Annotated in this window: 28 protein-coding genes and 1 pseudogene; 11 read left to right on the forward strand and 18 right to left on the reverse strand. The window is 70.6% G+C overall.

Features of this window, described 5'->3' with window-relative positions; genetic code table 11:
- The first annotated feature begins 113 nt into the window (after positions 1-113).
- Together LCN96_RS56660 and LCN96_RS26540 are read left to right on the forward strand one after the other, a co-directional pair.
- On the forward strand, positions 114-752 hold the full coding sequence (locus tag LCN96_RS56660) for a TetR/AcrR family transcriptional regulator (RefSeq protein ID WP_263657519.1): 639 nt from the start codon (positions 114-116) through the stop codon (positions 750-752).
- A 36-nt stretch (positions 753-788) separates the two neighbouring features.
- A complete protein-coding gene (locus LCN96_RS26540; protein WP_225275599.1) occupies positions 789-2408 on the forward strand; it encodes a CocE/NonD family hydrolase in 1620 nt (539 codons plus the stop codon).
- Between the two features lie 20 nt (positions 2409-2428).
- Here LCN96_RS26540 and LCN96_RS26545 read toward each other — a convergent pair whose 3' ends face one another.
- From LCN96_RS26545 to LCN96_RS26590, 10 genes and pseudogenes are all read right to left on the reverse strand, one after another.
- Positions 2429-3037 (reverse strand): TetR/AcrR family transcriptional regulator, encoded by a 609-nt coding sequence (locus tag LCN96_RS26545; RefSeq protein WP_225275600.1) that lies wholly within the window; start codon positions 3035-3037, stop codon positions 2429-2431.
- Between the two features lie 286 nt (positions 3038-3323).
- Positions 3324-4787: a sulfatase family protein gene (locus tag LCN96_RS26550; protein ID WP_225275601.1), complete on the reverse strand. Its 1464-nt coding sequence runs from the start codon at positions 4785-4787 to the stop codon at positions 3324-3326.
- Between the two features lie 135 nt (positions 4788-4922).
- Positions 4923-5684: pseudogene (locus LCN96_RS26555) on the reverse strand (serine hydrolase domain-containing protein); the annotation flags it as partial.
- 1028 nt (positions 5685-6712) lie between these two features.
- On the reverse strand, positions 6713-7015 hold the full coding sequence (locus tag LCN96_RS26560) for a hypothetical protein (protein WP_225275602.1): 303 nt from the start codon (positions 7013-7015) through the stop codon (positions 6713-6715).
- A gap of 1217 nt (positions 7016-8232) precedes the next feature.
- Entirely contained in the window at positions 8233-8988 is a 756-nt protein-coding gene (locus LCN96_RS26565; protein ID WP_225275603.1) for an urease accessory protein UreD, read from the reverse strand.
- 44 nt (positions 8989-9032) lie between these two features.
- Entirely contained in the window at positions 9033-9746 is a 714-nt protein-coding gene (gene ureG / locus LCN96_RS26570) for an urease accessory protein UreG (protein ID WP_225275604.1), read from the reverse strand.
- 46 nt (positions 9747-9792) lie between these two features.
- A complete protein-coding gene (locus LCN96_RS26575) occupies positions 9793-10467 on the reverse strand; it encodes an urease accessory protein UreF (protein WP_225275605.1) in 675 nt (224 codons plus the stop codon).
- A 74-nt stretch (positions 10468-10541) separates the two neighbouring features.
- Entirely contained in the window at positions 10542-12401 is a 1860-nt protein-coding gene (locus LCN96_RS26580; protein WP_225276065.1) for an urease subunit alpha, read from the reverse strand.
- 91 nt (positions 12402-12492) lie between these two features.
- Positions 12493-13179 (reverse strand): urease subunit gamma, encoded by a 687-nt coding sequence (locus LCN96_RS26585; protein ID WP_225275606.1) that lies wholly within the window; start codon positions 13177-13179, stop codon positions 12493-12495.
- Positions 13180-13381: 202 nt separating this feature from the next.
- Positions 13382-14044 carry an FAD-dependent oxidoreductase gene (locus LCN96_RS26590; RefSeq protein WP_225275607.1) on the reverse strand — a complete coding sequence of 221 codons (663 nt, stop codon included), beginning with the start codon at positions 14042-14044 and terminating at the stop codon, positions 13382-13384.
- A 155-nt stretch (positions 14045-14199) separates the two neighbouring features.
- Here LCN96_RS26590 and LCN96_RS26595 point away from each other — a divergent pair, with 155 nt between their 5' ends.
- From LCN96_RS26595 to LCN96_RS56665, 3 genes are all read left to right on the forward strand, one after another.
- Positions 14200-14511, forward strand: coding sequence for a hypothetical protein (locus LCN96_RS26595; RefSeq protein ID WP_225275608.1), 312 nt, complete (start codon positions 14200-14202; stop codon positions 14509-14511).
- Positions 14512-14900: 389 nt separating this feature from the next.
- Positions 14901-15521: a TetR/AcrR family transcriptional regulator C-terminal domain-containing protein gene (locus LCN96_RS26600; RefSeq protein WP_225275609.1), complete on the forward strand. Its 621-nt coding sequence runs from the start codon at positions 14901-14903 to the stop codon at positions 15519-15521.
- Positions 15518-15652: a hypothetical protein gene (locus LCN96_RS56665; protein WP_263657520.1), complete on the forward strand. Its 135-nt coding sequence runs from the start codon at positions 15518-15520 to the stop codon at positions 15650-15652. Before LCN96_RS26600 ends, LCN96_RS56665 begins: the two co-directional genes overlap by 4 nt.
- Positions 15653-15748: 96 nt before the next feature.
- On the opposite strand, the gene LCN96_RS26605 is transcribed toward LCN96_RS56665, so the two are convergent.
- Positions 15749-16135 carry a winged helix-turn-helix transcriptional regulator gene (locus LCN96_RS26605; RefSeq protein WP_225275610.1) on the reverse strand — a complete coding sequence of 129 codons (387 nt, stop codon included), beginning with the start codon at positions 16133-16135 and terminating at the stop codon, positions 15749-15751.
- Between the two features lie 159 nt (positions 16136-16294).
- Between LCN96_RS26605 and LCN96_RS26610 the strand changes: the two genes are divergently transcribed.
- Positions 16295-17254, forward strand: a complete 960-nt coding sequence (locus tag LCN96_RS26610) for an NADP-dependent oxidoreductase (RefSeq protein WP_225275611.1) — start codon at positions 16295-16297, stop codon at positions 17252-17254.
- A gap of 31 nt (positions 17255-17285) precedes the next feature.
- Positions 17286-18050, forward strand: coding sequence for an SDR family NAD(P)-dependent oxidoreductase (locus LCN96_RS26615; RefSeq protein WP_225275612.1), 765 nt, complete (start codon positions 17286-17288; stop codon positions 18048-18050).
- 134 nt (positions 18051-18184) lie between these two features.
- Here LCN96_RS26615 and LCN96_RS26620 read toward each other — a convergent pair whose 3' ends face one another.
- The 4 genes from LCN96_RS26620 to LCN96_RS26635 form a co-directional block, all read right to left on the reverse strand.
- Positions 18185-18610 carry an STAS domain-containing protein gene (locus LCN96_RS26620; RefSeq protein ID WP_225275613.1) on the reverse strand — a complete coding sequence of 142 codons (426 nt, stop codon included), beginning with the start codon at positions 18608-18610 and terminating at the stop codon, positions 18185-18187.
- A gap of 423 nt (positions 18611-19033) precedes the next feature.
- On the reverse strand, positions 19034-20227 hold the full coding sequence (locus tag LCN96_RS26625; protein ID WP_225275614.1) for an FAD-dependent oxidoreductase: 1194 nt from the start codon (positions 20225-20227) through the stop codon (positions 19034-19036).
- A gap of 1 nt (position 20228) precedes the next feature.
- Positions 20229-20783 carry a TetR/AcrR family transcriptional regulator gene (locus tag LCN96_RS26630; protein ID WP_225275615.1) on the reverse strand — a complete coding sequence of 185 codons (555 nt, stop codon included), beginning with the start codon at positions 20781-20783 and terminating at the stop codon, positions 20229-20231.
- A 697-nt stretch (positions 20784-21480) separates the two neighbouring features.
- Complete coding sequence (locus LCN96_RS26635) at positions 21481-22128, reverse strand: winged helix-turn-helix transcriptional regulator (RefSeq protein ID WP_225275616.1); 648 nt, start codon at positions 22126-22128, stop codon at positions 21481-21483.
- 112 nt (positions 22129-22240) lie between these two features.
- Between LCN96_RS26635 and LCN96_RS26640 the strand changes: the two genes are divergently transcribed.
- Complete coding sequence (locus LCN96_RS26640) at positions 22241-22786, forward strand: dihydrofolate reductase family protein (RefSeq protein ID WP_225275617.1); 546 nt, start codon at positions 22241-22243, stop codon at positions 22784-22786.
- Positions 22787-22897: 111 nt separating this feature from the next.
- Positions 22898-23185 carry a DUF4287 domain-containing protein gene (locus LCN96_RS26645; protein ID WP_225275618.1) on the forward strand — a complete coding sequence of 96 codons (288 nt, stop codon included), beginning with the start codon at positions 22898-22900 and terminating at the stop codon, positions 23183-23185.
- Between the two features lie 266 nt (positions 23186-23451).
- On the opposite strand, the gene LCN96_RS26650 is transcribed toward LCN96_RS26645, so the two are convergent.
- On the reverse strand, positions 23452-23601 hold the full coding sequence (locus tag LCN96_RS26650; RefSeq protein WP_225275619.1) for a hypothetical protein: 150 nt from the start codon (positions 23599-23601) through the stop codon (positions 23452-23454).
- A 25-nt stretch (positions 23602-23626) separates the two neighbouring features.
- Here LCN96_RS26650 and LCN96_RS26655 point away from each other — a divergent pair, with 25 nt between their 5' ends.
- Entirely contained in the window at positions 23627-23818 is a 192-nt protein-coding gene (locus LCN96_RS26655; protein WP_225275620.1) for a hypothetical protein, read from the forward strand.
- A gap of 167 nt (positions 23819-23985) precedes the next feature.
- Here the strand turns inward: LCN96_RS26655 and LCN96_RS26660 are convergent, their stop codons facing one another.
- Entirely contained in the window at positions 23986-24387 is a 402-nt protein-coding gene (locus LCN96_RS26660) for a winged helix-turn-helix transcriptional regulator (protein WP_225275621.1), read from the reverse strand.
- A 133-nt stretch (positions 24388-24520) separates the two neighbouring features.
- Here LCN96_RS26660 and LCN96_RS26665 point away from each other — a divergent pair, with 133 nt between their 5' ends.
- Positions 24521-24886, forward strand: coding sequence for a DoxX family protein (locus tag LCN96_RS26665; protein WP_225275622.1), 366 nt, complete (start codon positions 24521-24523; stop codon positions 24884-24886).
- Between the two features lie 108 nt (positions 24887-24994).
- Here LCN96_RS26665 and LCN96_RS26670 read toward each other — a convergent pair whose 3' ends face one another.
- A complete protein-coding gene (locus LCN96_RS26670) occupies positions 24995-25687 on the reverse strand; it encodes a carbonic anhydrase (protein WP_225275623.1) in 693 nt (230 codons plus the stop codon).
- Between the last annotated feature and the right edge of the window lie 73 nt (positions 25688-25760).

The following is a 25760-nucleotide window of genomic DNA, read 5'->3' on the forward strand; positions in this document are numbered from 1 at the left end:
GCAGCGTCCGGGGATCGAGCAGAGACGTGCGTGCAACGCAGATGCGACCCGCATAATCGCGGCCTACAGGGCCCGCTTCCCTTTCCGCTGACCATTTGGTTAGTATGCTGTCCATGCGATCAGCCGAGGATGATCTGACCGCCCGAGCCCGGATCAGGAACGCGGCGCTGGAGCTGTTCGGCGCCGAAGGAGTCGGCCGGGTGAGCCTCCGTGCGGTGGCCCAGCGGGCCGGCGTCTCGCACGCCCTGGTCCTGCATCACTTCGGCACCAAGGAGGGCCTGCGCCAGGCCTGCGACGACTATGTGATGTCCCTGGTGCGCGATGCTCCGGACGCCGATCTGGGCGACGCGGCCGGGCTGGCCGCCATGCTGGAGGCGGGCACGGCGGTACGCCGCTACCTGGGACGGGCGTTCCTGGACGGCACCCCGCAGGCGGCGGCGCTGTTCGACGAGCTCGTCGCCGCCACCGGTCAATGGCTGGAGCAGGGCGTGCGCGAGGGCTGGGTGCAGCCCAGCGACGACCCGCCGGCGCGGGCCGCGATGTACGTGACCTATCTGCTGGCACCGCTGGCGTTCGGCGAGCAGCTGGCGCGCTCGCTGGGCGTGACGGACGTGCACGACCTGCGGGCGTTGCTGCGCTTCTCCCGCGCCGGCGTCGAGATCTTCACCCGCGGCGTGTTCGCCGACGAGCGCGCCCTGAAGGCGTGGGACGCCATGCGTGACGAAGGCGGGCCACAGCGCGGCTCGCGGTGAACGCCGCGCCTGCTGCCCAGGAAAGGAACATCCGTCATGAGCATCACCGCCAAGATCCTGGCACGCAGGGCGAAACTGGCCCCGGCGGAGACCAAGGACGTGATGGTCGAGCAAGATCTGCCCATCCCCATGCCGGACGGCATCGTGCTGCTGGCCGACCACTACGCCCCCCAAGGGCTCGGTGACCGGCCGACCGTGCTGATCCGCTCGGTGTACACCGACAGGACCAAGGGCGCCATGGTCAGCCGCCTGGTCGCCGAACGCGGCTTCCATGTCGTGGTCGTCAGTGGCCGCGGAACCTGCGGATCCGGCGGGACCCTCACCCCGTTCGTCTCCGAGCGCGACGACGGCCTGGCCGTCCTGGAGTGGCTGCGCAAGCAGCCGTGGTTCACCGGCGAGCTGGGCACACTGGGACAGAGCTACAACGGCTACACGCAGTGGGCGATCGCCGTCGGCGCCGGGCCCGAGCTGCGGGCCATGAGCACCTCGCTGATCGGGTCCAACGCCTACAATCTGATCTACCCGGGCGGCGCGCTGGCTCTCGAGCTCTTCCTCGGCTGGATCAGCATGGTCGCCCAGCAGGAGAAGCCGCTGCCCGTCTACCTGTCCACCGTGGCGTCAGGCGGCAGGAGGCGGGCGCGGGCCGCCCGCCACCTCCCGCTCACCGAGGCCGACACCGTCGCCATCGGCGCCGTGGCCCCGCACTGGCGGGACTGGCTCGCGCATCCCGACGCCGGCGACCCGTGGTGGTCCGCCGGTGACCACAGCCGGGACCTCCCGGCGGTGTCCGCCCCGAACCACCTGGTCAGCGGCTGGGACGACGTCGCGCTGCCCGGCCTGGTCCGCGACTACCAGGCGCTGCGCAAGGCGGGGCGCGAGCCGTACCTCACCATCGGGCCGTGGCGGCACTGGGACGCGGCGCTGTCGACGACAGCGCTGCGGGAGAGCCTCGTCTGGCTCCGCGCCCACCTGTTGCAGGACCGGAACGGTCTGCGCGCGACGCCGGTGCGCATCTACGTCAGGGGTGCGGAGGAGTGGCGCGACCTACCGGCCTACCCGCCCGCCGAGGTGCGACCGCAGCGCTTCTACCTGGGCGCGAACGGCGCTCTGGGAGGCGATCCGCCTGCTGACTCCGCGCCCGACCGTTACCGCTTCGACCCCGCCGACCCGACCCCGGCGGTGGCCGGGATGTCCCGCATGATCGGCATCTCGCGCAGGACCGGGGAGAGCGTGCTGGCCGGGCGTGCCGACGTCCTGACCTACACCGGCGAGCCGTTGCCGGCCGATCTGGAGGTCATCGGCGTCCCCGCCGCCGAGCTGCATGTGACCTCCAGCCTCGCGCACACCGACTTCTACGTACGCGTCAGCGACGTGGCCCCCTCGGGCACGATCACGCAGGTCTCCGACGCGCTGCGCCGGTTCGCCGCCGACCGTCCGCTCGACGGGATGGCCGAGATCGAGCTGGCGCCCGCGGCCTTCCGTTTCAAGCGCGGCCACCGCATCCGGGTGCAGGTGGCGAGCGCGGCCTACCCCCGCTGGGACCGCAACCCCGGCACCGGCGAGCCACCCGCCACCGCGAGCGCGATGCGCGCAGCCGACCAGCAGATCCACCACGATCCCAGCCGTCCGTCGGCCGTCGTGCTGCCGGTCACCTGACGCGGGGCACCGCGCTGCTATCATCGCTCCGGCCGGGTCAGGCCGGTGGCGACGAGGTCGATGAGCCGGTCGAGGATCTGCGGGTACAGGTCGGGGCGGGCCAGCCGGTCGCGGTGCAGCGGCATCATGAGGACGGCCTGCAACACGCCGACGATCACCTCAGGGTCGTCGCCGGAGAGGTCGTCGCTGTGCTCGGCCAGGTAGGCCGCCAGGGCGGTGACCGGGTTGTCCGGGGCGGAGGTGACTCGGTCGAGGTCCAGTTTCCTGGCCACGGCCGCCATCTCCTCGGGGTGGGTCATCAGCCTGCCGTAGAGGGGGTTGCCGTCCAGCTCGGCCAGCGTGGCGTGCAGGAAGGCGCGCAGCCCGGCGCGGGTGCCGGGCTCCTTGCGCAGCGCTCCGTCGATGACTCTGCTCTTGACCTCGGCCATCTGGGCGAGCATCAGCTCCAGGTACAGCGCTTCCTTGGAGTCGAAGAAGACGTAGAAGGTGCTCTTGGCGATCCCGGTGCCCGCGACCAGGTCCTCCAGGGAGGTCTTGCGCAGGCCCTGGGTGGTGAACAGCCGCAGGCCGTTGTCCAGGAGCAGCCGCGTGATGCGCGCCTTTTCCGCGGCCGAGAAGGCGGGAGGCATGAGGTGCACCTTCCGTAAGTGGAAACATGTTGATCAGATGTTTTCACAGCGACCGGAGTCTGGCCTGGGTCTGGTCGCCGCCGTCGGCGTCCTTGGCCTGCTCCGTGCCTTCGCGGAGGGTTCTTCTCGTCGATGAGTGCCGCCTCCTGCGTCTGCATCCAGTCCAGCGCCGCCGCACCCACCGGCGCGGTCGCCCGATGCGGGGATGGGCGCGCTTGACTTCTGGGCGTGCACCCGCTGATCAGGGCAGGCAGCGAGACTGTTGGCACGGCGTCCGGGTCGTCTGTCATGAGCGCCAGGGGTACTGGTCGTGGTACGGGTCGCCGGTGTCGCGCAGCCAGGCGTCCAGGGCGGCCCGCTGGGCGGTCAGCACCGCGGTGGTCTCCGGGCCGGTGCCGCCGGCGAGGTTGTGCAGGCAGTGCGGGTCGGCGTCCAGGTCGTAGAGCTCTTCGGGGACGCGGTGCTGGTAGAAGGTGACCCGTTCGGCGACGGCGGGGTCGGTGGCGGCGGCGGTGACCATGGCGCGCCAGGTCAGGCCGGACATGTTCTCGGCCTGGTAGCCGGCCTGGCCGTCGGACCAGGCGTTCCAGACGTAGCTCCAGCGCGGGCCGTGGAGGCCGCGCATGTCGTAGCGGGCGCCGTTGGCGGATTCGTGGAAGACCGTGGCGATCTGGCCGCGGCCGGCCTGGAGGCCGCCGTCCAGCAGGGAGGTCAGGTCGCGTCCGTCGAGACCGTCCGGCGACTGCGCGCCGGCGGCCCGGCAGAGCATCGGGAACAGGTCCATGGTGGAGACGAAGTGCCGGTGGTCGGCGTGGCCGGGGCGGGTGACGCCGGGCCAGCGGATGATCAGCGGGGTGCGGGTGCTGTGCTCGTAGCAGTTGGCCTTGGCGTACGGCACCGCGATGCCGTTGTCGGACATGAAGATCACGATCGTGGACGAGGCCAGCCCGGCGGAGTCCAGGGCGGCCAGGACGGCGGCGAGCGTGTCGTCGGAGCGGCGGGCGCTGCTGAGGTATTCGGACATCTCCTTGCGGATGTCGGGCAGGTCGGGCAGATAGCCGGGCACGGTGGCCTCGTCCGGGGTGTAGACGCGGGACGGGGCGGCCATGGTGGCGCGTTGCTCGGGGGTGTAGCCGATCTGTTCGGCGGCGCTACCGTGGTAGGGGCGGTGCGGGTCTTCGGCGTTGGCCATCAGGAAGAACGGCCGCCCTTCCGTCTTGGCCCGCTCGAACAGCGTGGTGGCCGCCTCGGCGTAGCGGGCCGGGTTGCGTCCCATGCCGAGCTGGTCCGGGTCGGCGCGCAGGTCCCAGGTGAACCGGTCGACGGGCGTGAGGTGGCCGGCCTTGCCGAGGATGCCGGTCAGGTAGCCGCGCGGGCGCAGCAGGTCGTTCAGGACCGGGACGTCGTCGCGGATCGGCTCGAAGCCCTCGGCGCCGTTGCGGTGCGGGTAGCGGCCGGTCAGCATGGCCGAGCGGCTCGGCTGGCAGATGGCGACGGGGACGTGCGCCCGGTGGAAGCTCGCGCCCTGCCGGTGGAGCCGGTCGATGGCCGGGGTGAGATCGGCCCGGCCGCCGAAGCAGCCGGGGCTGTCGCCGCCCAGGTCGTCGACCGTGAACAGCAGGATGTTCGGTGTGGCCTGCGCGGAGTCGCCGTGGGCGGAGGCCGCGGGCACGGTGAGGGGAGATACGGCGGCGACCGCGGCCGCCCTGGACAACAGGGTGCGGCGGGAGATCGCTGACGCTCGGTTCACTCCATGATCCTTTTCATCGCGTACGGGGAGATCCAGGTGTATTCGGGCAGGCGTTTCCGCGGCGTTTCCGGACGGCACCCCGGACCGAGTGGTCCCGCACTCCGTCACCGCCCACGGCTCCAGCCCTGCCTGCCGCTACTCGGCGGCTGTGGTGATCAGTTCGCGGGTGTCGTCGATCAGCTCCTGAATGGGCGGATTGGTCCTGTCGGCGTAGTTGAACAGGAAGACGACGACCCAGCCGCTGTCGATATGCACGTCGAGCAGCGTGGAGGTGCCCAGCGAGCCGCCGCCGTGCCCGATGATCTGCTGTCCGTTCCGGTTGCTGGCCAGAGCCCGGCCGAACCGCTCCAGGTCCGGCGCCGTGGTGAAGGCGTCGCCCGCCGGCGTGCCGATGTACGGGCTGCCGTACTGCTCCGGATACTCCAGGGTGTCGACCCGCTGGCCCGCGGCCGAGGTCGTGTACGGGTGGGCGATGTCGTCGTCGGACAGCTGCTGCGGGCGGGTGTAGTAGTCCGTGCGCGACATGCCGGCGACGTCGAAGACGTGCTTGCGGACGTAGTCGTAGAAGGACTGGCCGGACACTTCCTGCACGATCGCGCCGAGAGTGCAGAAGCCCGAGTTGCTGTAGCCGGACTTGGTGCCGGGTGTGAAGAGCAGCGCCGACTTACGGATGATCCCCATGATGCCGTCCAGCATCGCGGCGCCGCTGGTCCACTTGCCCGCGTTCGCGCGGAAGTCCTCCGAGGTCTGGAAGTTGGCCAGGCCGAAGGTGTGGGTGAGCAGATGGTGCACGGTGACGGCGTCGGCGACGGCGGAGGGGAAGCCGCCCAGGTAGGCGCCGATCGGCTGGCCGAGGTCGAGCTTGTCCTGTTCGGTCGGTTGCATGATCGCGATGGCGGTGAAGAGCCGACGGGCGTCTGCAGTTCGCCATCGACGTCACGACGAGCAACCCGCGTCCAGCCCAAGCTGCGCCCGGCCATGTACAAGGCCGCCGAGGACGTGCTCTGTCCCGACCGCTGACATGCGCATCGGCCTCAGCCAGGTAGGCGGCAGCGAACCCATCCCAGGATCGTCGATCAGAGACTCGGCGGAGATGGGCCAGCGACCGCACACGGAGCGACGGCGGCCGTGGCGCAGCCCGGCCGTGTGCGTACGCGCATCCGACGACGGCGACATCGATGCCGCGCCTGTCTGCCGGGGCTAGCGGGGTCGTGGTCAGCCGCTGGTAGTCGGCCTCGAAGAGGGGGCCCAGGATGCGCGCGCCGATGTAGAGCATGGGCTCGCGCATCGACGGCATCCGGCGCCTGGACGCGGTCACCAAGTGGCCCGGCTCCCCACCGAACGCCAGCGGCGGACGCGTTTTCATCGGCAACGGCGGCGGGGCGAGAAGCTGGCCAAGCGTCCCTACATCGATCTGTTCCGCACCCCGAGCTTCCCATCCAGCCGGTCGGCAGCACTGCGCTCGCCGGCGGCAACACCAACTGGACCATCTACCGCGACCGCGACCTGATGGGCATCTTCCTGAGCAACTGCGAGCTGGACACCCAGGCGATCATCGACCAGGAAGGACGGGCGGTCTTCGGCACCGCCTGACCAGGGCGACGCCGACGCGCGGGCCCGCTGCCTTCGACCGGTTGTGGTGGCAGCGGGCCGATGCGTTGTTCGAACCGGCGTCCGGCCGGAACTCGGCCAGCAGGTCGTAGGAGGCGAACGGTGGCCCGTGCTGGCCGATGGTTTGCCCGGACAGTGTCCCCGGCCGCCTGGCGAAGCCGGTAGGACCGCTCCGCGATCAGTTCGGACGTGGGGCCGCCCAGGCAGGTCGAGCCAACGATCATGAGTTCTCGGCGGTGCCTACTGCCCAGAAGGTGCCCTTGTCGCTGTGGGTGAACAAGGTGGCTTTGATCCCGGCCTGGTGCGTGCTGGGATCAGTCGACGCACATCGCTTCGTGGGTGGACTGGAAGACCCAGGTGCCGCCACCCGGAGAGGTATAGATGCCGAAATTCTGATAGGTCCCAGGGGTGCAGTCGTGGCCGACCGCGAGGACGGCCTGCCGGGCCCGCCGTTCGGCCGCCGCCACCCCTTCCGCGTAGGTGTTGCCCGCGCCCACGACAGTGGCGCTGCGGGGAGTGTCATAGCCGTCGGCGTGCGCGGCCACGGGCGTGGTTGCCAGGCCGACCGCCAACGCTGAGGCGAGGCCGAATCGGCGGAGTAAAGTGACTTTTCGCATGGTTCTCCTTACAGGGGCGGGCATTTGGTTGATCGATGCTAATTCGGCGGCAGCGTCGACCGTATGTCACAAGATTTCGGCGGTCGTTGCCTCATGGTGGAGCGCATGGCTGAGGCCACTCCAATGAATTCTCATTCAATTGGAGCGAGAGTTGTTGTGTGCTGCGCCTCGCATGCCTCCACCGTCCGCCCTCCACTGCACTACGGGGTCGGCCGGCCAGAATGCCGGCCGCTCCGGTCATGCGACTGCGCTGCCGAGTCGCCCTCGAGCGCCGCCTCGAGATCTACAAGCATGCATACTTTGATCGCTGCCGGGACCACTGTCAACGGTTGTGGCGAGGCCCTTTCTGTTGCCAACTTTCGGGCTCCGGGGGCGGCAGGTTCAATTCCGGCCATATTGTGAACTCTGCGCTGGAGTCAGCGCTGAAAGCCATTGTCGCCGTGTCTCTGCTTGGCGATCTTGTGCGTGCCGTGCTGCACATTTTCGGTCGGAGACGCAGATTGTGAGACGGTCGGTTCGGCCAGCGCGCACCGGCATTGATGAAAGTTTCATCGGCGCATGGCCGCGCCGCCCCTGGCGATTTGTCTTCGCGAGAACACGGCTTCACGTCTCTGCGACCAGATAGCCCTTCGCTTCCGGGGAAGGATGCGAAGGCGTAAATGACTAACACCTCGGGATGGTCGGCATGCTGGCCATGTTCGCCGGCACCGCCGTACCGGCCCAGGCCAGGGGCGCCGGTGAGGATGACGTTGTCGAGTGCGCCGGCACGCCAGGCGGTCAGGACGGCGGACAGGCAGGTGAGCAGCTCGCCCAGCGATGCGTGGGCGGGGCCGCCAGGTCCCGGCACGCCCGTGCCATGGGCTCCGACCGTCAGTACCCCGCTGAATGTGATGTCGCTGACGGCCGACACCGGCCATGGCGAAACGGAAATGCGTCGGCTCGTCCATGGTGACCCCGGCACCGGCCCGGACGGTGGGTGGCGTGCGGACAAGCAGCTTCACCTCGGTCAGGTGCCGGGTGGCGTCGGCCAGCACCGCCCCGCCGGTGCGCTCGCGCGACCAGCTGCGGTACCGCTCGCGCCACAGCCGTGTCTGGCCCGGAGAACCCGATAGGCGGGGCCTGGCCGGCCGGGCCAGTGGCGGGGTCGTCGGGGATGGGCAGGGCCGGGACGTCCGAAGGCTCCGATACAGATCATTCACGCAGGCCCAGGACGGCGATCAGCACGGGTGCACGCGACGGACCGCATCGAGCAGGCGCCGCAGGTGCAGGGTGTCCGGGGCGACGGCGGTGACCAGGAGGGCAGAGCCGGCGAGCGGGGTCAGCACGGCCTGCCCGTTGGCGGGGTCGTCGCCGAACAGCCGGACGCCGGGCGGATCTTCGGCGTAGGCGGGGTCGACGATGAGGAGCTGGCCGGCGGCGCGGTGACCGGCCAGGACGGCGGGGCCGTCCCAGCCGGGCGCGTCCGGCCCGTACGCGCTCTGCTGGTCCAGCAGGAGATGTCCGTCGTGCCGGACGGTGAGGCGGGTGGTCAGCCGGCCCGGCGGTTCGCCGGCCCGGCCGAGGACCTGTTCTTCGCGCAGGACGAGACGGGCGCCGGCGGCGACGTCGACGGTGCAGCTCTGGCGCAGGTTGCTGCGGGCGGCGCTGATCAGCGGCTCGGGCAGCCAGTGCAGGCTCGCCTGCTCAGCCACGCTCAGGTGCACGTCGTAGGTGGCGTGCCCGGGAGTGGCGCCGCGCAGCGCGATGGTGGCGGCGGCCGTGGTGACGTGCAGGTGGGCGCCGGGTTCGACGGCGGCTTCGATGCGCAGCCGATCGCCGCCGAGCGGGGCGCTCATCACGCCCAGGACGCACACCCGCGCCTGATTCCCCTGCGGACGGTGGCGGCGCAGGTCGAAGGGGCCGGCACCGGCCAGGACGGGAAGCGCGGTCTCGTCTCCCACGCTGATCGCCCTGATCCGGGCGGCGGCATGCACGCCACAGGCGGTGCACCCCGCCGCAGCGGACTGAGGGGCGATGCTCACCCGGCGCTCGCGGTCCAGTCGGCCAGCCGCGCGCGGACCCAGTCCGACACGGGTGTGACGCCGCCTTCGGCCTTGAGCGTGGTGAAGGCGACGGGCAGGTCGCCGCGCTGGGCCTTGGCGTCGCGGGCCATGCCCTCCAGGTCTGCGCCGACGTACGGGGCGAGGTCGGTCTTGTTGATGACGAGCAGGTCGGAGGCGGTCACGCCGGGGCCGCCCTTGCGCGGGATGTCATCGCCGCCCGCGACGTCGATGACAAAGATCTGCGCGTCGACCAGACCTCTGGAGAAGGTCGCGGTGAGGTTGTCCCCGCCCGATTCGACGAGGATCAGGTCGAGCGGGCCGAGCTGTTCCTCCAGGTCCTCGACGGCTTCGAGGTTGGCGGAGATGTCGTCGCGGATGGCGGTGTGCGGGCAGGCGCCGGTCTCGACCGCCCTGATGCGCGCCGCGGGCAGGACGGCCTCGCGCAGCAGGAACTCGGCGTCCTCGCGGGTGTAGATGTCGTTGGTGACCACCGCGATGGACAGGTGGTCGCGCAGCGCGCGGCACAGGGCGGCGACGGTGGCGGTCTTGCCGGTGCCGACCGGCCCGCCCAAGCCGATGCGCAGCGCGCGCGGCCGGCCGTCAGGGCGTAGGCCAGGGCGGCCGGGGGAGGACCCGCCGGGACCGTAGGGCTGATCCTCAGGGAAGGCGTGGCTGTGGTGCAGGTGCATGACTGCTCCAGACGTCGGGAGGCGAACAGGCCGAGAAGCGAACGGGTCAGGAGGCGAACAGGCGCATCGGGCGGGCGGCGTGCTGTTCAGCGGTGATGTCGAGTAGCGGCGCGGAGGCGGCGGGCAACACCTGCACGCCCTCGGCCTGGACGCGCTGCGCGGCTTCGGCGGCCAGCTCAGTGAGGTGGTCGATGTCGGCGGCCAGGTGGGCCAGGACGGCGGTGGCGTCGAAGGGGTCGAGGCTGAGCAGACGGACGGTGGCGGTGGCCGGGCCGCTGACACTCTCGTACGCGGCTGCGTAGGCGGCGTCCAGCGGCGTCAGACCGGCCGAGCGGGCGGCCAGGCCGAGGACGACGCTCTGGTGCGCGCCGCGAGGCAGGGCCGTGGCCAGGGCGTCGAGTTCGGGCGAGGGCCAGGCGGCGCGGGCGGCACGCAGCAGTTGCCGGCCGAGCTTGCGCGCGACCTGTCGCAGGGCGGGTGAGGGGGTGCGGGCGTCGGCGGCCTCCTCCAGCAGGAGCGGGTCGTATCCGGCGGTGGCCGCGGCGGCCAGGCCCGCCGCGGCCAGGCCCGCCGTGTGCAGCCGGCCGCGGCAGAACTCCCGCAGGCTCGCCACGTCGCGCACGCGTCGCGCGGCGACGGCCGCCTCGGCCCCGCCGGAGTGGGCGTGCCCGCCGGCGGGAAAACGGCCGTCGGCCAGGACGAGCAGCGCGGCACGGTTCATCGGGCGCGGCACACCTTTCATGCGCGGGGCGGTCGTTCGCGGGGCGCGATCAGTGGACGATCATCAGGTGGTGGTCAGAAGAGGAAGTACAGCTGCGCCATCGGCAGCTCACTGGCTCCTTCACCGTGGCCGGCGATCTCCTCGATCTCCTTGCCGAGCTGCTCGACCTCGGCGTCGATCCCCGTGATCTCCTCGGTCGTGGCGGTCTCCGTCCTGCTCACGGTCTCGTCCTCCAGGCCGCCGATCATCACCTCGAAGGTGTTGGGGTCGACGCGGATGTCGGGGCGGGCGTCGTTCTCCCGCATGTCGGCCTTGAAGACCTTGCGGGTGCCGCGGATGGGCCTGAACGGCTTGCGCACGGCGACCCGGTCGGCCAGACCGGCCTCGATGGCGGCCGCGGTGACGAAGTTGACGGAGTTGGCGGCCGGGGCCCGGCCGGTCGCTCCCCACATCGGGCGGGGCAGGATCGGCTGCGGGGTGGTGATGGAGGCGTTGGCGTCGCCGACCTGCGCGTAGGCGATCTGCCCGCCCTTGATCACCCGGTGCGGCCTGACGCCGAAGAACTTCGGCTCCCACAGCACCAGGTCGGCGAGCCGGCCCACCTCGACCGAGCCGACCTCGTGGTCGATACCGTGCGCGAGGGCCGGGTTGATGGTGTACTTCGCGACGTAGCGGCGGGCGCGATGGTTGTCGTGCCCGTCCTGGCCCGCCTGGTCGCCGTCCAGCGCGCCGCGCCGCTCCTTCATCACATGCGCGGTCTGCCACGTCCGCGTGATCATCTCGCCGATGCGGCCCATCGCCTGGGCGTCCGACGACATGATCGAAATCGCGCCGATGTCGTGCAGGATGTCCTCGGCGGCCATCGTGGCGGGCCGGATCCGCGACTCGGCGAACGCAAGGTCTTCTGGCACCAGCGGGTTGAGGTGATGGGCGATCATCACCATGTCGATGTGCTCCTTGACCGTGTTGACGGTGAAAGGCCGGGTCGGGTTGGTGGAGGCGGGCAGCACGTTCGGCAGGCTCACCATTTTGAGCATGTCGGGGGCGTGGCCGCCGCCGGCGCCCTCGACGTGGAAGACGTGGATGGGGTGGTCGCCGATGGCCGCGATGGTGTCCTCGACGTTGCCGGCCTCGTTCAACGAGTCGGCATGCAGGGCGAGCTGCACGCCGGTCGCCTGGCACACCTGCAGGCAGCGGCGCAGCACGGCCGGGGTGGCACCCCAGTCCTCGTGGATCTTGAGACCGAGAATGCCCGCTTCCACCTGGTTGTACAGCGACTCGACCGACATCGTGTTGCCCTTGCCGAGCAGCCCGATGTTGACCGGGAAGCCGTCCAGCGCCTCGAACAGCCGGGCCACATGCCAGGAGCCCGGGGTGACGGTGGTGGCGGTGCTGCCCTCGGCGGGACCGGTGCCGCCGCCGATCAGCGTGGTCACCCCGGAGGCCAGCGCCTCATGGATCTGCTCGGGGCAGATGAAGTGCACGTGAGTGTCGACGCCGCCCGCGGTGAGGATCTTGCCGTTGCCCGAGATGACCTCCGTCTCCGGGCCGATCACGAAGTCCGTGGCCGTGGGGTGCCCGTCGTGCAGCCGATCCATGGTCTCGTCGTTGTAGGCCTTGCCGAGCGCGACGATGCGGCCGTCGCGGATGGCGACGTCGGCCTTGACGATCCCCCAGTGATCCAGGACGACCGCGCCGGTGATGACGGTGTCGGGCGGCTGAGGGGCGCCGAACCGCGCCGGGTCGCGTGGCGCGCACGACTGGCCCATCGACTCCCGCACGACCTTGCCGCCGCCGAAGATGACCTCGTTGCCGCTGTGGCCGGGACCGCCGCACCAGTCCTCGGTGATCTCGATGCGCAGGTTGGTGTCGGCCAGCCGGATGCGATCTCCCACGGTGGGCCCGAACCGGTCGGCGTAGTCGACCCGGCTCAGGGGCTGATGCCTATCCTGTCGGAGTGGCTCGGGCGGCGGCGCCGACGTCGATGTCGCCGGCTCGGGTGCCGGCGGCTCAAGGGTCGGTGAGTCAGTCACGGAGCTTGCCTCCGACCTGGCCGTTCAGGCCCTCGACGACGCGCCTGCCCTCGATGGGCACCAGCTCCACCTCCAGGGGGTTAGGGGGTTCGAAGCGCACTGAGCTGCCGGCGGGGATGTTGAGCCGTTTGCCGTAGGCGGCCTCGCGGCTGGGCTCGATGGTCAGGCGGGCATTGACCTCATAGAAGTGGAAGTGCGAGCCCACCTGGATGGGACGGTCATCGGTGTTGGTGACCGTCACGGTCGTGACCTCGCGACCGGCGTTGAAGGCCACCGGGGCGGCATCGCGCGGATGGTCGATCTTTCCGGGGTGAACCGGTGTCGCCTCCTTGCTCCCTTCCGGAATGGGAAGGATGCCCAGCTTCTGTATGGGGTGGCGAAGGGTGACCATCTTGGTGCCGTCGGGGAAGGTGGCCTCGATCTGGAGGTCGCTGATCATCTCGGCCACGCCGGGCATGACCTCGTTGTACGTGGGCAGCGGCAGGTCGTCCGGTTGATGCTTCAGCTCCATGAGGTCCGCGACGGATCTGCCGTCCCGGGCCCCTTCCAGCACGTAGGCGGTCAAGATCGCGACCGTCTCGGGGTAGTTGAGCTTCCGCCCTCGCCTTTTCCTCTTGTGGGCCACGTCCGCGGCCACATGGATCATCAGACGTTCCTGCTCATGCGGAGTCAGATGCACTCCGCCACCTCGCCTTCGCTCCGCCCCGGGCTCTCCCGGGGCCCACCACGGTGCGGACACCGACCGGCCTCAGCCATGCGGCGGCCGTCGCTGGCTCCAGGCGGGACCGCAGCTCCCGCCTATGCCCACAGAACGTAACTTGATGAATACGGAGAGTGTCCTAGCGTGACGGTGAGGAGTCCATCACCAGCGTCCTTGCCTGTCACAGATACCGCATCCGGCCGACGTGCGCGCGGGTCGGCACTCGCCTGGCTGGGGCCGGACCGGTGGCGTCATCTGTCACATCCACCCCCGGGTTTGCCGATCGTCGCCTTCGCTGGGCGACCGCCACCACCCGCCTGCTGCCCCGCCTGCTGGGCGGGCGCACCGCCGGGCCGCTGACATCTGCCTGGTCGCCGGCCGGGGGACGTCTGTCCTGCCCGTGCGCGGAGTACCTGTTCAAGACCGCCTCCGCCGAGCTGGACCCGCACGGGCGAGCGTGGACGCTGCACCAGCTCCGCCATGGCGCACTGACCCACCTGCCCGCCGTCGGCGGGCGCGGTGCCGCAGGAAGTGTGGAGGAAGCAGGCGGCTGATCATCAGGTGCGAGGTGTATCTGTGGGACGGGCGCAGGAGATCGCAGCGGTTGGTGGTTGTCGGCGAGGTCGGGGAGCTCGGTGGACAGCAGCTCGCCGGCGGCGCCGTCGAGGAGCCGGGCCATCTGTGTGGAGCGGGGGAGCATGGTCTGCTCGTAGGCGTGGACGGCTTCGTCGAGGGTGTCGTGGTGAGCGATGGCCAGGGCGAGGTCGCACGCGTCCAGCAGGGCGAGGTTGACGCCGACGCCGAGCGGGGGCATGAGGTGGGCGGCGTCGCCGAGCAGGGTCACTGTGGGGTTGTGCTCCCGGGTGTGCGGGGCGGGGCAGGGCGTAGATCGGGCGGTCGACGTAGGGGCCGTCGTTGTCGGTGATCAGCCGGCGCAGGCGGGGCGACCAGTCGCGGTAGCGCTCCAGGAGGAGGGCGCGGATGCCGTCGGTGTCTCCGATGGTGAGACCGCCGGCCGTGATCCAGTCGGCCGGGACGCGCTGGATGAGGCAGACGCGGATGTGGTGGCCGCCGTTGCGCTGGGCGAACAGGCCGCGCTCGCCGTCGGCCGCGGCGGCGCTGCCCTGGCCGACGAGCTCGGCGAACCTTGGACCAGGCGCCGTCGGCGCCGATGACGGGATCGGCTTCGATGGTGGCGCCGCCCGCGAAGTGCAGCAGCCGGGGGCCTTCGGCGGGGCCGCTGATGTCCTGCAGCGTGTGGCCCCAGCGCACGGTGCCGGGCTGGAGCGAGTCGAGCAGCAGGTCGCGTAGAAGGCTGCGGTCGATCTCCGGTTTGAACCGCTCGCCCTCTTCGGGGATGTGGTGGAAGAGCATCGTGCCGGCCCGGTCCAGCTGGCGCATCTCCTGGCCCTCGGGCCGGTTCCCGTGATAGCCGACCAGGGCGGAGCTGCCTCCGGTGCCGGTCAACCAGTAGATCGTGGCGTGCGTGGCGAGTGTCGTGGCCGGCGAGCCCCAGCTGCTCGCGATCGCCGAAACCGGGGAGCGTCAGCGGATGCGCCTGGTGGCCGCGGGCGGTGAGCAGCGGTGTGACCCTTTCCCAGGCCCACGCGCCGAGGAACGAACCGCCGACGAGAACGATGGTCGACACCCGGTCGGCTCCTTTCGATCGGTCTCCTATCGGCGCAAGGCTAGGGAGGATTGTGGACGTTTTCTGCCCTCATGAGGGTCGGCGCCGTGTCCCGTCCCGCGTCCTGGCGCTGCTGGAGATCCGCAAGAGCGCGGCCTGGTGCCCGCCGACGAGCTGGCTCGGCGCCTGGATGTGGACGCCCGTGGCGGTCGCCGTCGCGGTCGCGCTGGCCGGTGGCAAGGATCGGTCGGCAGGGGAGCCAGGCCCGGCCGACCGGGCGCTGGTCAAGCTCAACCGTGTCCTGCCCGCGCCGCTGCGCCGGCTCGCCACCATGGCCCTCTACCGGCACCTGGAGGCCAAGGCCGAGCTCACCCAGCTGATCGCCGACGCGGCGTTCGCCGAGATCGACTATCCCGAGCCGCCGCCGGGATGGCGTTCCCACCTACGGGTGGCCGCTCACCTGCAGTGGACGGCCTACCAGCGCCATCCGTGGCTGCCACGGCTCGTGTCGATCACCCGGCCGGCCGCGCTGCCCGGGCAGCTCGCGTACGGGGTCTGGACCCTGCGCGCGCTCGACGGCCTTGGCCTGGACCCGGTCACCCGCATGCACGTCTACGGCACGATCGTGAACTACGTCCGGGGACGGCGATCAACATCGAGGGGGAGGCGATCGCCGAGTTGGACACGGGGATGACCAGCAAGCAGTGGGGCAAGGCCAAGCTGTCCGTCGACGGGCCGCTGATCGCCCACTCGCGGAGCCGGGTGCCGAGCTCGATCTGGAATCGCTGTTCGCCTTCGGCCTCGAACGCCTGCTGGACGGCCTGACCATCGTGATCGCGCCGCCACGCACCTGACCGGCCGGCGCCTGGCACATGGGCACAGCGCCACCACCGGCTAACCGGAACCCTGTGGCACACGTGTTCATCGGGCGTCGAAGGCCGTCCTGGAGTCCAGGATGCCGGCAGCGTTGTCCTCGGCCCATCCGGCCAGGTCGCGGACGACCTTGAGCAAGCTGAGCCCGCGCGGGGTCAGCGCGTAGTCGACCCGCGGGGGAGTGGTGTCATGGACGGTACGCGTCACCAGGCCATCCCGCTCCAGGCCGCGCAGTGTGGTGCTGAGCATGCGCTGGGTGATGGGCGCGCTCATCCGGCGCAGCTCGTTGAACCGCCGGGTGGTGTCGCTCAGCTGGCAGATGACGACCACCGACCACTTGTCGCCGATCCGCTCCAGCACGTCGCGGATCAGGTCGCGGCCCTGCTCGCACAGCTCCGCAACGGTGCCGTCCGCCTGGGTGACCCGGTGCGCCATGGCAAGCAGTATACGAGCTATACCAGGTTCCGGCAGGGAACGGTTCTCCCGGTGATACCTAGGCAGGTCGAAGTGCCTTCTTGCCGCTTCCGCCGAGGCCATGCGACGGTACTGAAGTCGTACTAGGTATAAGAAGAGAACCACTGAGGAGCTGCGATTATGCGAGCGGTCGGGCTGTATGAGTTCGGCGGGCCGGAGGTGTTGCGGGTCGTGGACCTGCCGGAGCCGCATGCCGGGCCCGGCGAGGTGCGGGTGCGGGTGCGCGCGGCCGCGGTGAATCCGGCGGACACGTTGTTGCGCTCCGGCGTGCTCGCGCAGTCGTTCGCCGGGGTGCCGGCGCCGTACGTGCCCGGGATGGACATCGCCGGCGTGATCGACGAGATCGGCCCCGGCACGGAGACCACGCTGTCCGCGGGAGAGCCGGTGATGGCGATGGTGCATCCGATCGGCCCGGCGGCGGGCGGCTACGCCGAGTACGTGGCGCTGCCGGCCGGCTGGGTCGTCCGCGCGCCGGCGGGAGCCGATCACCCGGCGGCGGCGACGCTGCCCATGAACGGGCTTACCGCGCTGCTGACGCTCGACCGGCTGGCGCTCGCGCCCGGCTCGGTCCTCGCCGTGGCCGGGGCGGCCGGGACGCTCGGCGGCTACCTGGTCGAGCTGGGCGGGCAGGCGGGACTGCGCGTGGTCGCCGATGCCGCACCCGCCGACGAGGACCTGGTCCGCCGCTTGGGCGCGGCCGACGTCGTGGCGAGAGGATCCGGCGTCGCCGAACGTCTCCGGGCCCGGTATCCGGACGGTGTGGCCGCGGTCGCCGACACGGCGCTGGTCGGAGCAGATCTGCTCCGAGCCGTACGCGACGGTGGCCAGTACGCCCGCTTCCGCACCGCCGGCGAGCCCGGCGGCCAGGAGATCGACGGCGGCGGCCGGGTCACGGTGCTGACACCGTTCGTCCCCGACTACGCGGGGCGGACGGACAAGCTGGACCGGATCCGCCTGCTCGCCGAGTCCGGCGCGCTCACCCCGCGCGTCGCGGCGGCACTGCCCGCCGAGGAGGCGGCCGAGGCGCACCGGCGGCTCGAGGCCGGCGGTCTTCGCGGCCGGCTCGTGCTCACCTTCTGACCTCACCAACCCACACATCGAAGGAGCACTCATGTCCACACGTTTCGCGGAAAAGGTCATCCTCGTCACCGGTGCCACCTCGGGCATGGGCCGAGCCGCCGCCGAGCGGATCGCGGCCGAGGGCGGACACGTCATCCTGGCCGCGCGCGGCAAGGACGCGGGCGACGCGCTGGCCGCCGAGCTCCGTGCCGCCGGAGGCGAGGCGACCTTCGTCCCCGCCGACGTCACCGTGGAGGCCGAGGCGGCGGAGCTGGTCCGGCAGGCGGTGAGCCGGTACGGCCGGCTCGACGGAGCCTTCAACAACGTCGGCGCCGCCACCGCCGCCGGCGCGGTGACGGACGTGGACGGCGACGCCTGGCACGCCGACCTGGCCCTCAACCTCAGCAGCGTCTTCTTCGGCCTGAAGTACCAGATCCCCGCGCTGCGGGCGGCCGGCGGTGGCGCGATCGTCAACAACGCCTCCGTCCTCGGCGTCACCGGGCAGGCGGGCATGGCCTCTTACAGCGCCGCCAAGCACGGGGTGGTCGGGCTGACCCGGTCGGCGGCGCTCGACGAGGCCCTGTCAGGAATACGGATCAACGCCCTGGTCACCGGCGGCGTCGACACGCCGCTGCTGCGCGGGAACCTGGGCCCGTCGCCGGAGGAGTCCCTGCGTGCTGCCGGAGCGATGCACCCGATCGGACGGATCGCGCTGCCGGAGGAGATCGCGGCGTTCGTGGCGTTCCTGCTGAGCGACGAAGCCCGGTTCGTCACCGGCGCCGCGCTCGCCATCGACGGCGGCATGACCGCCGCCTGAGCTCGGAGTCTCAGAGGGATCTGTTTGTCGGATGACGCGGATCAATCGCCGATCGTCGCGGCTGGTCGCGGGTCGGTCGGGCTGCGTCGCGGAATCCAAGCGTCGTCGGTCACCCAATCACCTCGCGGTGCGGTTCATGCATCCGCCTCGCCGGTGGCCTGCGGTGGTGCCGGTGAGTGAGGCGATGCCCGTAGGAATTGGAGGGCCTCCTGCACTGACGGCTCCACCTGGAACACGGCCCGCAGACCGGTGATCGTCAAGATGCGCTCCACGCGGGCCGGGAGCCGCGTCAACACCAGGGCGCTGCGCTGTTCGCCGCTCTGGCGCAGCAGCAGCACCAGTACGCCGACGGCTGCGGAGTCGCAGAACGTCACCCCGCCGAGATCCACCACCAGCCCGGCCGCCGGTGTCGCCTCCCATGCTGCCTTCACCCGCTGGTGCAGCACAGCGGCGCAGGCGTGGTCGAGGTCTCCGGCCGCGCGTGCGACGATGAAGCCCTCGTGCGAGGCGATCGAGACAGTGCATCGTTCAGCAGGTTCGGCTGTCTCCTGCACGTTCATGGTGTCCATCATCCGGCATACCGCCGCCGGCATTCGAACATCTCGCAGGCGCGCCTTGCCGTTTCTCGCCAGGAATGGGTCAGGCCACGGCGGGGGATGTCGCTTTGAGGGGTGCGCCATCCCGCTGCCCTGGGAGCAAGAGTTCTGGCCACGGCCGTGGTCTGTGAATCGATTCTCTGATCCGGTTTCTGCCGGATAAGCGGTGAGCCGGTGGGTGCGAGTGTTGGGTGGGTGTGCCGCCGGGATGGGCCGGACGCTGGAGGCTTGGGTGACGGGGCGGAGCGTGCCCCGTCGACGCTGTCTCGGCCAGGACACAGAAGTCGGGCGGATGTCCCTTGGCCGGCGTCGCACGTGCTGCGGCCAGCCTGGCACCAGCACATGCTCGGTCTCCTGCGCGCGACCAGGCCCGGGAAACGGCGTTGATCAGGCGGCGATGTGCTCCGGACGGACGCCCAAGCCGATGAAGCGGCCCAGGAGGTGGCGCAGTGGCGGCAGTGCCCTGAACGCCGTGAAGATCGGTGGCACGTGCTGGGTCGTGTCGTCGCTCAGGCTTCTCGGATAGAGATCGCGCAGGAGCCCGACCTGGAAGGCTTGGGTGATCCTCGCGGCGCGTTCTCTGCGTGACTGCACCCGGGCCAGGTCGGCGTCGCGGGGCCGGCCGCCCCGGGCGAGCAGCGGGCCCAGCAGGTTGGCGGTGGCCACCGCGTCCTGCACCGCCAGGTTGATGCCCACGCCGCCCGCGGGTGACATGGCGTGGGCGGCATCACCGATGCACAGCAGCCCTGGCCGGTGCCAGCGGGGCAGCCGGTCCACCCGGACGCTCAGGTGGTGTAACGCCTCCCAGCCGTTGATCGCCTCCATGCGGTCGCGCAGGGCGGGGGCCAGGTGCGCCACCCGGCTCCGGAACGCCGGGAGCCCGGCGGCCTTCAACCGGTCGAAGGCGTCCGCCGGGATCGCATAGGCGATCTGCCAGTAGTCGCCACGATCGATGGAGATCAGCGCCCCCTTGCCGCCTTGAAAGAAGGGCACTTGGTCCTGGGGGCGGCGGGGTAGGTGGAACCACAGCACGTCCATGGGGGGCGAGGCGCTGACTGGGGTGAGGCCGGCGCGGGCCCGTACGGTGGAGTGGCGGCCGTCGGCGCCGAGCACCAGGTCGGCCCGCACCTTCACGGGGCCGTCGGCGGTGTCGGCCAGGACGCCGGTCACCCGCCCCCGCTCGGTGAGGAGCTCCGTGACGTGGGCGCGCCGCAGGAGCCGGAAGGAGGGGTAGGCCGTGGCCTTGCCGGCCAGGAAGTCCAGCACGTCCCATTGCGGCATGAACGCGATGTAGGGGCAGCGCACGTTCAACCGGCTGAAGTCGGCGAAGGTGACGTCCCTGCCGCCCATGTTGACCGTCACCTGGGCCATCTCGCTGTGCGGGAGGGTGAGGAAGTCCTCGATCCAGCCCAGCTCGGCGATCAGTTCGAGAGTGGAGGGGTGGACGGTGTCGCCGCGGAAGTCGCGCAGGAAGTCGGCGTGTTTCTCCAGCACGATCACATCCACGCCCTGGCGGGCGAGCAGGAGACCAGCCATCATGCCCGCGGGGCCGCCCCCGACGACACAGCACTGTGTGCGCATCTCATCCTTCTTCCGCGAAGAGCAGCCCGACCAGGGCCGCGATGTCGATGGGGGTGCCCAGCCGCCGGTTGACGGCGACGGTGGCGAACAGGGTTCTGGCGGCTGTGACGGTGTCGTGCGGGCGCAGCTCGCCGGCATCGATGCGCTCGAGCAGGAACTCGCCGATGAGCCGCTGCCCCTCACCGACCAGCGTCGCCAGCGGGGCACGGGCCTGGGTGGCGCTGAAGAACACCGTCATCAGTTCGGCGTTCTCGGCCATCAGCCGATCGAACGCCTCAAGCAACTCGGTCAGCACCACGACAGCCGGTCGGGTGCTGTGAGCCTGTGTCCGCAGCTGCCGCAGCCGGGGGAGGAAACCCCGCTCCGACAGCAGCGTCTCCACCATCGCCTCCTTGCTGTCGAAGTAGCGGTACAGCAGGCCCGGCGTCACATCGGCGGCCTGGGCCACATCCTTGACCGTGGCTCCGTCCACACCCTTGTCGGCGAACACGCGCAGGGCCGCGTCCAGCAGTCGTTCTCGGCGCCATGCCGCCTGTTCACTTCGCGTCCGGGACATTCCCCACCTCGTTGAGTAAATGTTTATTCAATGTATCACGCCGGTGATCCTTTCGTCGGTGCCCTCTTCGGGCGCGCCTCAGGTAAGGGCCGGCCGCGCTCCAGAGCGCAGGGACGTGGACGGGGAACCGGATCGCCATGGTCACCCGTGAGATACGACGGTCGCTCGGCGGCAGTGCCTGCCACCCGTCCGATCCGGCTGCTGCGCGGCCGGGAAAGCCGCCTCGGCCACGGACGAACGGCCGGTCCCGCCGGCCGGAGCCGGGCTGCGCGCACCGATCCCGCGCCGTCACCGACCGGGTGCGGCCGTCGAGATCATCGCCGCGGCGGCGACCTGCACCGAGATGTGGCCCGAACTGCCGCCGGAGACGCCGACCGCCACCCAGGTCGTGGACCTCGGGCCCGGCGACGCCGTACTTCCGCGAGCGCTTCGGCGCCTTCGACTTCGGCGGCTGCACCCCGATCCTGTGGAGCGGCTGGATCGGTGGTCGACCTGCACCGCCGCCACCCCCGGCCCCGGCCAGCTCACGCCGCTGGCCATGATGCCCGAACGGGGTGCTGCTCGTTCCGTCACCGTACTTCGTCGGGGTCGTCGCCGGGGTACTGATGATCGTGGCGGCGCGGAGGACGTCCAGGGGCCCTGTCTGGGAGCGGACGGGACTCAACGGCGCGCCGCAGCATCGCCCCCTCCGCGTTGATCAGAAGCGGAACATCTCGGTGAATCGGCCGAGTAGCGCGGGATCGCCCTCGATGCGCATGCTGCCGTCGCGGAGTAGCTCGTCCGGGGTCTTGCCGCCGCTCATCAGCTCGCGGACGGGGTAGCCGGCCAGCCGTTCGATGACGAGGTCGGGGGAGGGATGAGGGCCGATGCCGACCGCGAGCTCTCCATCGGTGATCTGCAGGCGGAGCGTGATGTCGCTCATGCGGACCTCGTAGCCGGCAGTGACTGCGCGGGCTGCTTCCGGCCGGAAAGCAGTGCGGAAGGACATGGCGATCGACTCGGCGGTGATGAGCTCGCCGGGGCGGGGCTCGGTGAGTGTCCGGGCGCCCCAGCGGCCCAGCGCGACCAACGCAGGTTCGAGGTCGCGGCCGTAGTCGGTCAGCTCGTAGACCACGGCGCGCTCGGGGTGCGGCAGCGCGCGCCGGGTGGCCAGGCCGGCCTCTTCCAACTGTTTGAGGCGGGCCGAGAGGATGTTGGTCGGGATGGACGGCAGGCCCTTGTGCAGGTCTGTGAAGCGCTGGGCGCCGATGAGCAGGTTGCGGATGATCAGCATGCTCCACCGCTCGCCGACCATCTCCATCGCGCGGGCCAGGCCGCAGAACTGTCCGTACTCGCGAGACGCCATGATGCAAATCATAACCGATGCTTCAATTGACAAAGTCAACTTGCAAAAGACAAGCTTGCTGGCCACGGGGCCGTGGAGCGGTCCGCACAGATCGTCTGCAAGGAGTAATCACGTGACCGCCGAACGCAAGATCGTGGCCGGGCTGTTCATTTCGCTGGACGGTGTGGTGGAAGCACCGGAGAAGTGGCACTTCCCCTACCTGAACGAGGAGATGAGCGCCGCGGTCGGCCAGATGCACGCCATGGCGGACATCCTGCTGCTGGGACGGGCCACCTACGAGGCCTTCGCCGCGGTCTGGCCGCACCAGAGCGGCGAGCTGGCCGATCAGCTGAACACCATCAACAAACTGGTCGTCTCGACCACCCTGGACAAAGCGGAGTGGAACAACTCGGCTCTGATCAAGAGTGACATCGTCAACGTGCTGGCCGGCCTCAAACGGCAAACCGGCAGGAACATCCAGCTTTCGGGCAGCATCAGCCTGACCCGCACGCTGCTGCACGCCGGCCTCATCGACGAGTTGCGCCTGCTGGTCCATCCCATCGCGCTGGGCAGTGGGCGGCGGCTCTTCGCCGCGGACACCGGCCCGGTGCCCCTCGAGCTCACCCGATCCGCCGTGTTCAGCACCGGCGTCGTCGACCTGACCTACCGGCCGGCCTGAACCACCCGAACGCGGAAGAGGCCCGGCAAGGCGCGCACTGCGACTGCTGGGTTCGCACCTTCCGGCCAGACCACCATGGGGTCCCATCCCCGCTGCAGAATGGAGAGACGCATGTCGTTCCAGGCCTACCTCGACAACATCGAGGACAAGACGGGGCTGACCCCACGCCAGTTCATCGCTCTGGCGAAGGAACGCGGCTTCGACGACCCGTCCGTGAAAGCCGGAGTGGTCGTCGACTGGCTGAAACAGGACTACGAGCTCGGACGCGGACACGCGATGGCGTTGGTGCACGTCATCAAGAAGGGGCCGAAGATCGACGCCGAACACGTCGGCAGCTCGGGCTCCCACCGCGACGCGTCCGACACGCTCTGGCTGGACGGCAAGCACAACCGGCCCTGACGAACCGGACGAGCTGCATGGACGGCGGGCGCCCGCCTTTCCGGGCGGCACCGTCCCCGCAGGCGGACCTGGAAGCGGCCGGGGTCGAGCTGGTCATGCCCGGCGTGCGGCCGGTGCTGACCGACCTGCGGGCGCTGGGCCTGGTGGACGGCACACTGACCGCGCTCGCCCCGGCCACCGCGATCGACGTGCTGGTGCGGCGGCGCATCGAGCAGACCCATCGCCGGCTCACCGAGCTGACCCTCGCGTGGGACGTGCTCACCGAGCTAGGAGCCTTGGCGGGCTCGGGTCTTCGGATGCGCGAACTCTCCGGGATCGGCGCTCAGCATCGTACGGAAGCGGCGGGTGACGGCCGCCCCCTCGGGGATGTGCTCCACCATCTGGACCGGCCGGCCGCTGCGATGCTCCTCCGTCACAGGACAAGGACACGGCTGGCGGGCTGTGATGCTCGTTCCCGACCTTCCGCCGCGCGACGGGCGGACGCTCTGCCGACTGCTCCACGAGGCCCGCCATGTTCTGCTCGACCTGGGCGCCCCGGCGGTTCCCGCCCCGGTCGCCGACCACGTGCACCGCCTGGGCGGGGCCACGTACGAAGGGGATCTGGACGGTGACGTGCCGGGGGGAGTGGCGTGAGGTCGGCGCGGCCCTGATCCGGCCCGACGACCACGTTCACTGGGCCGCGGATCGCTGGGGATCTGCGCGGCGGAAGAGCGTGAGCGCGGACGCTATGGGCTCACCATGGTGCACCTCTGGGTGAGCGGGCAGCGTCCCGGTTGCTCATGACGGAGGTGGCGCTCCGGTTACTGCCCGGGATGCCGGGGCCCGCGCCCGTCGCGGCTCTCGTGGGCGGCCCGGCTGGCTTCGATGTGGGGAACGTGCTCGATGGCCCAGCCGGCGAGGGCGAGCGCGGGCGGGATGAGGCTCTTGCCGGTGGGGGTGAGGGCGTACTCGACGCGCGGCGGGACTTCGGCGTGGACGGTACGGGAGACCAGGCCGTCGCGTTCGAGATGGCGCAGAGTCAGGGTGAGCATGCGCTGGGAGATGCCGGGGATCTGCTGGTGCAGATCGGTGAAGCGCACGGTGCCCTGGTCGAGGGTGGCGACGACGAGCAGGGTCCACTTGTTGCAGATGCGGTCGAGGATGGCGCGCAGGACGCGGCCGCCGTCTCCGCGGATCAGGCAGGTGTGCTCGTAGCCCGGCATGACAACCCCCTGTGTGTTACGCACACGTGTGTGCCTTTTGTAAGGCTTTCAATAGTGACGCATGATGAGGCTCCTTACGACCGGTAACCATTGGGCCCGGTCTCCCGTTCTTCCTGATCGTGAAGGTGTCCTCATGGAGTTGTCGTACTGGGTCGTGGCGGCGCTGCTGGCCGTGCTGTACCTCTTCGCCGGCGGCAAGAAGCTCGTTCAGAGCCGGGAGCGGCTGCAGCCGATGATGGGCTGGGTCGACACCGTCCCGATGCCGCTGGTGCGGTCGATCGGCGTGCTGGAGGTGCTCGGCGTGGCGGGGCTGATCCTGCCGCCGCTGACCGGGGTCGCGGTGTGGCTGGCGGTGGCCGCGGCGGCCGGTCTGGCGTTGATCCAGGTCGGGGCCATCGTGCTGCATGTGAGCCGGGGCGAGGTGTCGGTGGTGTGGCTCAACGTGGTCGCGCTGGCGGTCGCGGCGGCGGCGGTGTGGCTGGCCACCGTGTGGCTCTAGACGAGCCGGTCCGGCGCGGCGGCCCGGCCGGGCCTCGCGCGATCCACCGGCGCGGGAGCGACGGCCTGCCTGCTTGGGGAACGGCCGCCGGCGGATCGCGCGAAGCGGTCACACCAGCCGGGTGACCTTGCCGGTGTCGAGCGAGTAGTACCCGCCCACGATCTTGAGCTTACGGTCGGCGATGCGCGGGGCGAGCAGTTTGTCGGCCTTGAGCTCGGCCACGACGTTGGTGGTGTTGATGCGGATCATCCTGTCCACGTCCCCGCGGGCCTGCTTGTAGGCGGGCCGCAGGTCGGTCACGATGCGCTGCAGGTGGCCGGGGAGCTTCGTGCCCTCCTTGAGAGCGTGGGCGGCGGCGGTGACAGCGCCGCAGCGCTGGTGGCCGAGCACCACGATCAGGGGGGTGTCCAGCTCGGCGGGGCCGTACTCGATGGCGCCGGCGACGAGGGGGTCGATGGTCTGGGCGGCGCTGCGTACGGCCAGGATGTCACCGACCCCGAGATCGAAGACGATCTCCGGGGTGACGCGGGAGTCGATGCAGGAGACGACCACCGCGTACGGCTCCTGCTTCTCGGCGACCTCCGCGCGCCGGGTGGCGTCCTGGTGGGGGTGGGTGGAGGCGCCGGCGGCCCAGCGCCGGTTGCCCTCACGCAGCTTCGCCCACGCCTCGTCCGGGGTGGTGGGGCGGCGTGTGGCGGTGCGGGTGAGGCCGTACGCCGCCCCGCCGTCTAACAGCGCCCCTCCGGCGACCAGCCCGGCGGCGAGCAGTACTGTACGTCGGCCGATGATCTTCTTAGTCATAGGATCCAGTATGCAGTACACGGAATACCATGCCTCCAAGGCGTAGCTGACTGCGGACGACCGCTGCCGCGCG

This window comes from Nonomuraea gerenzanensis (assembly GCF_020215645.1).
GTDB classification, from domain to species: Bacteria; Actinomycetota; Actinomycetes; order Streptosporangiales; family Streptosporangiaceae; genus Nonomuraea; species Nonomuraea gerenzanensis.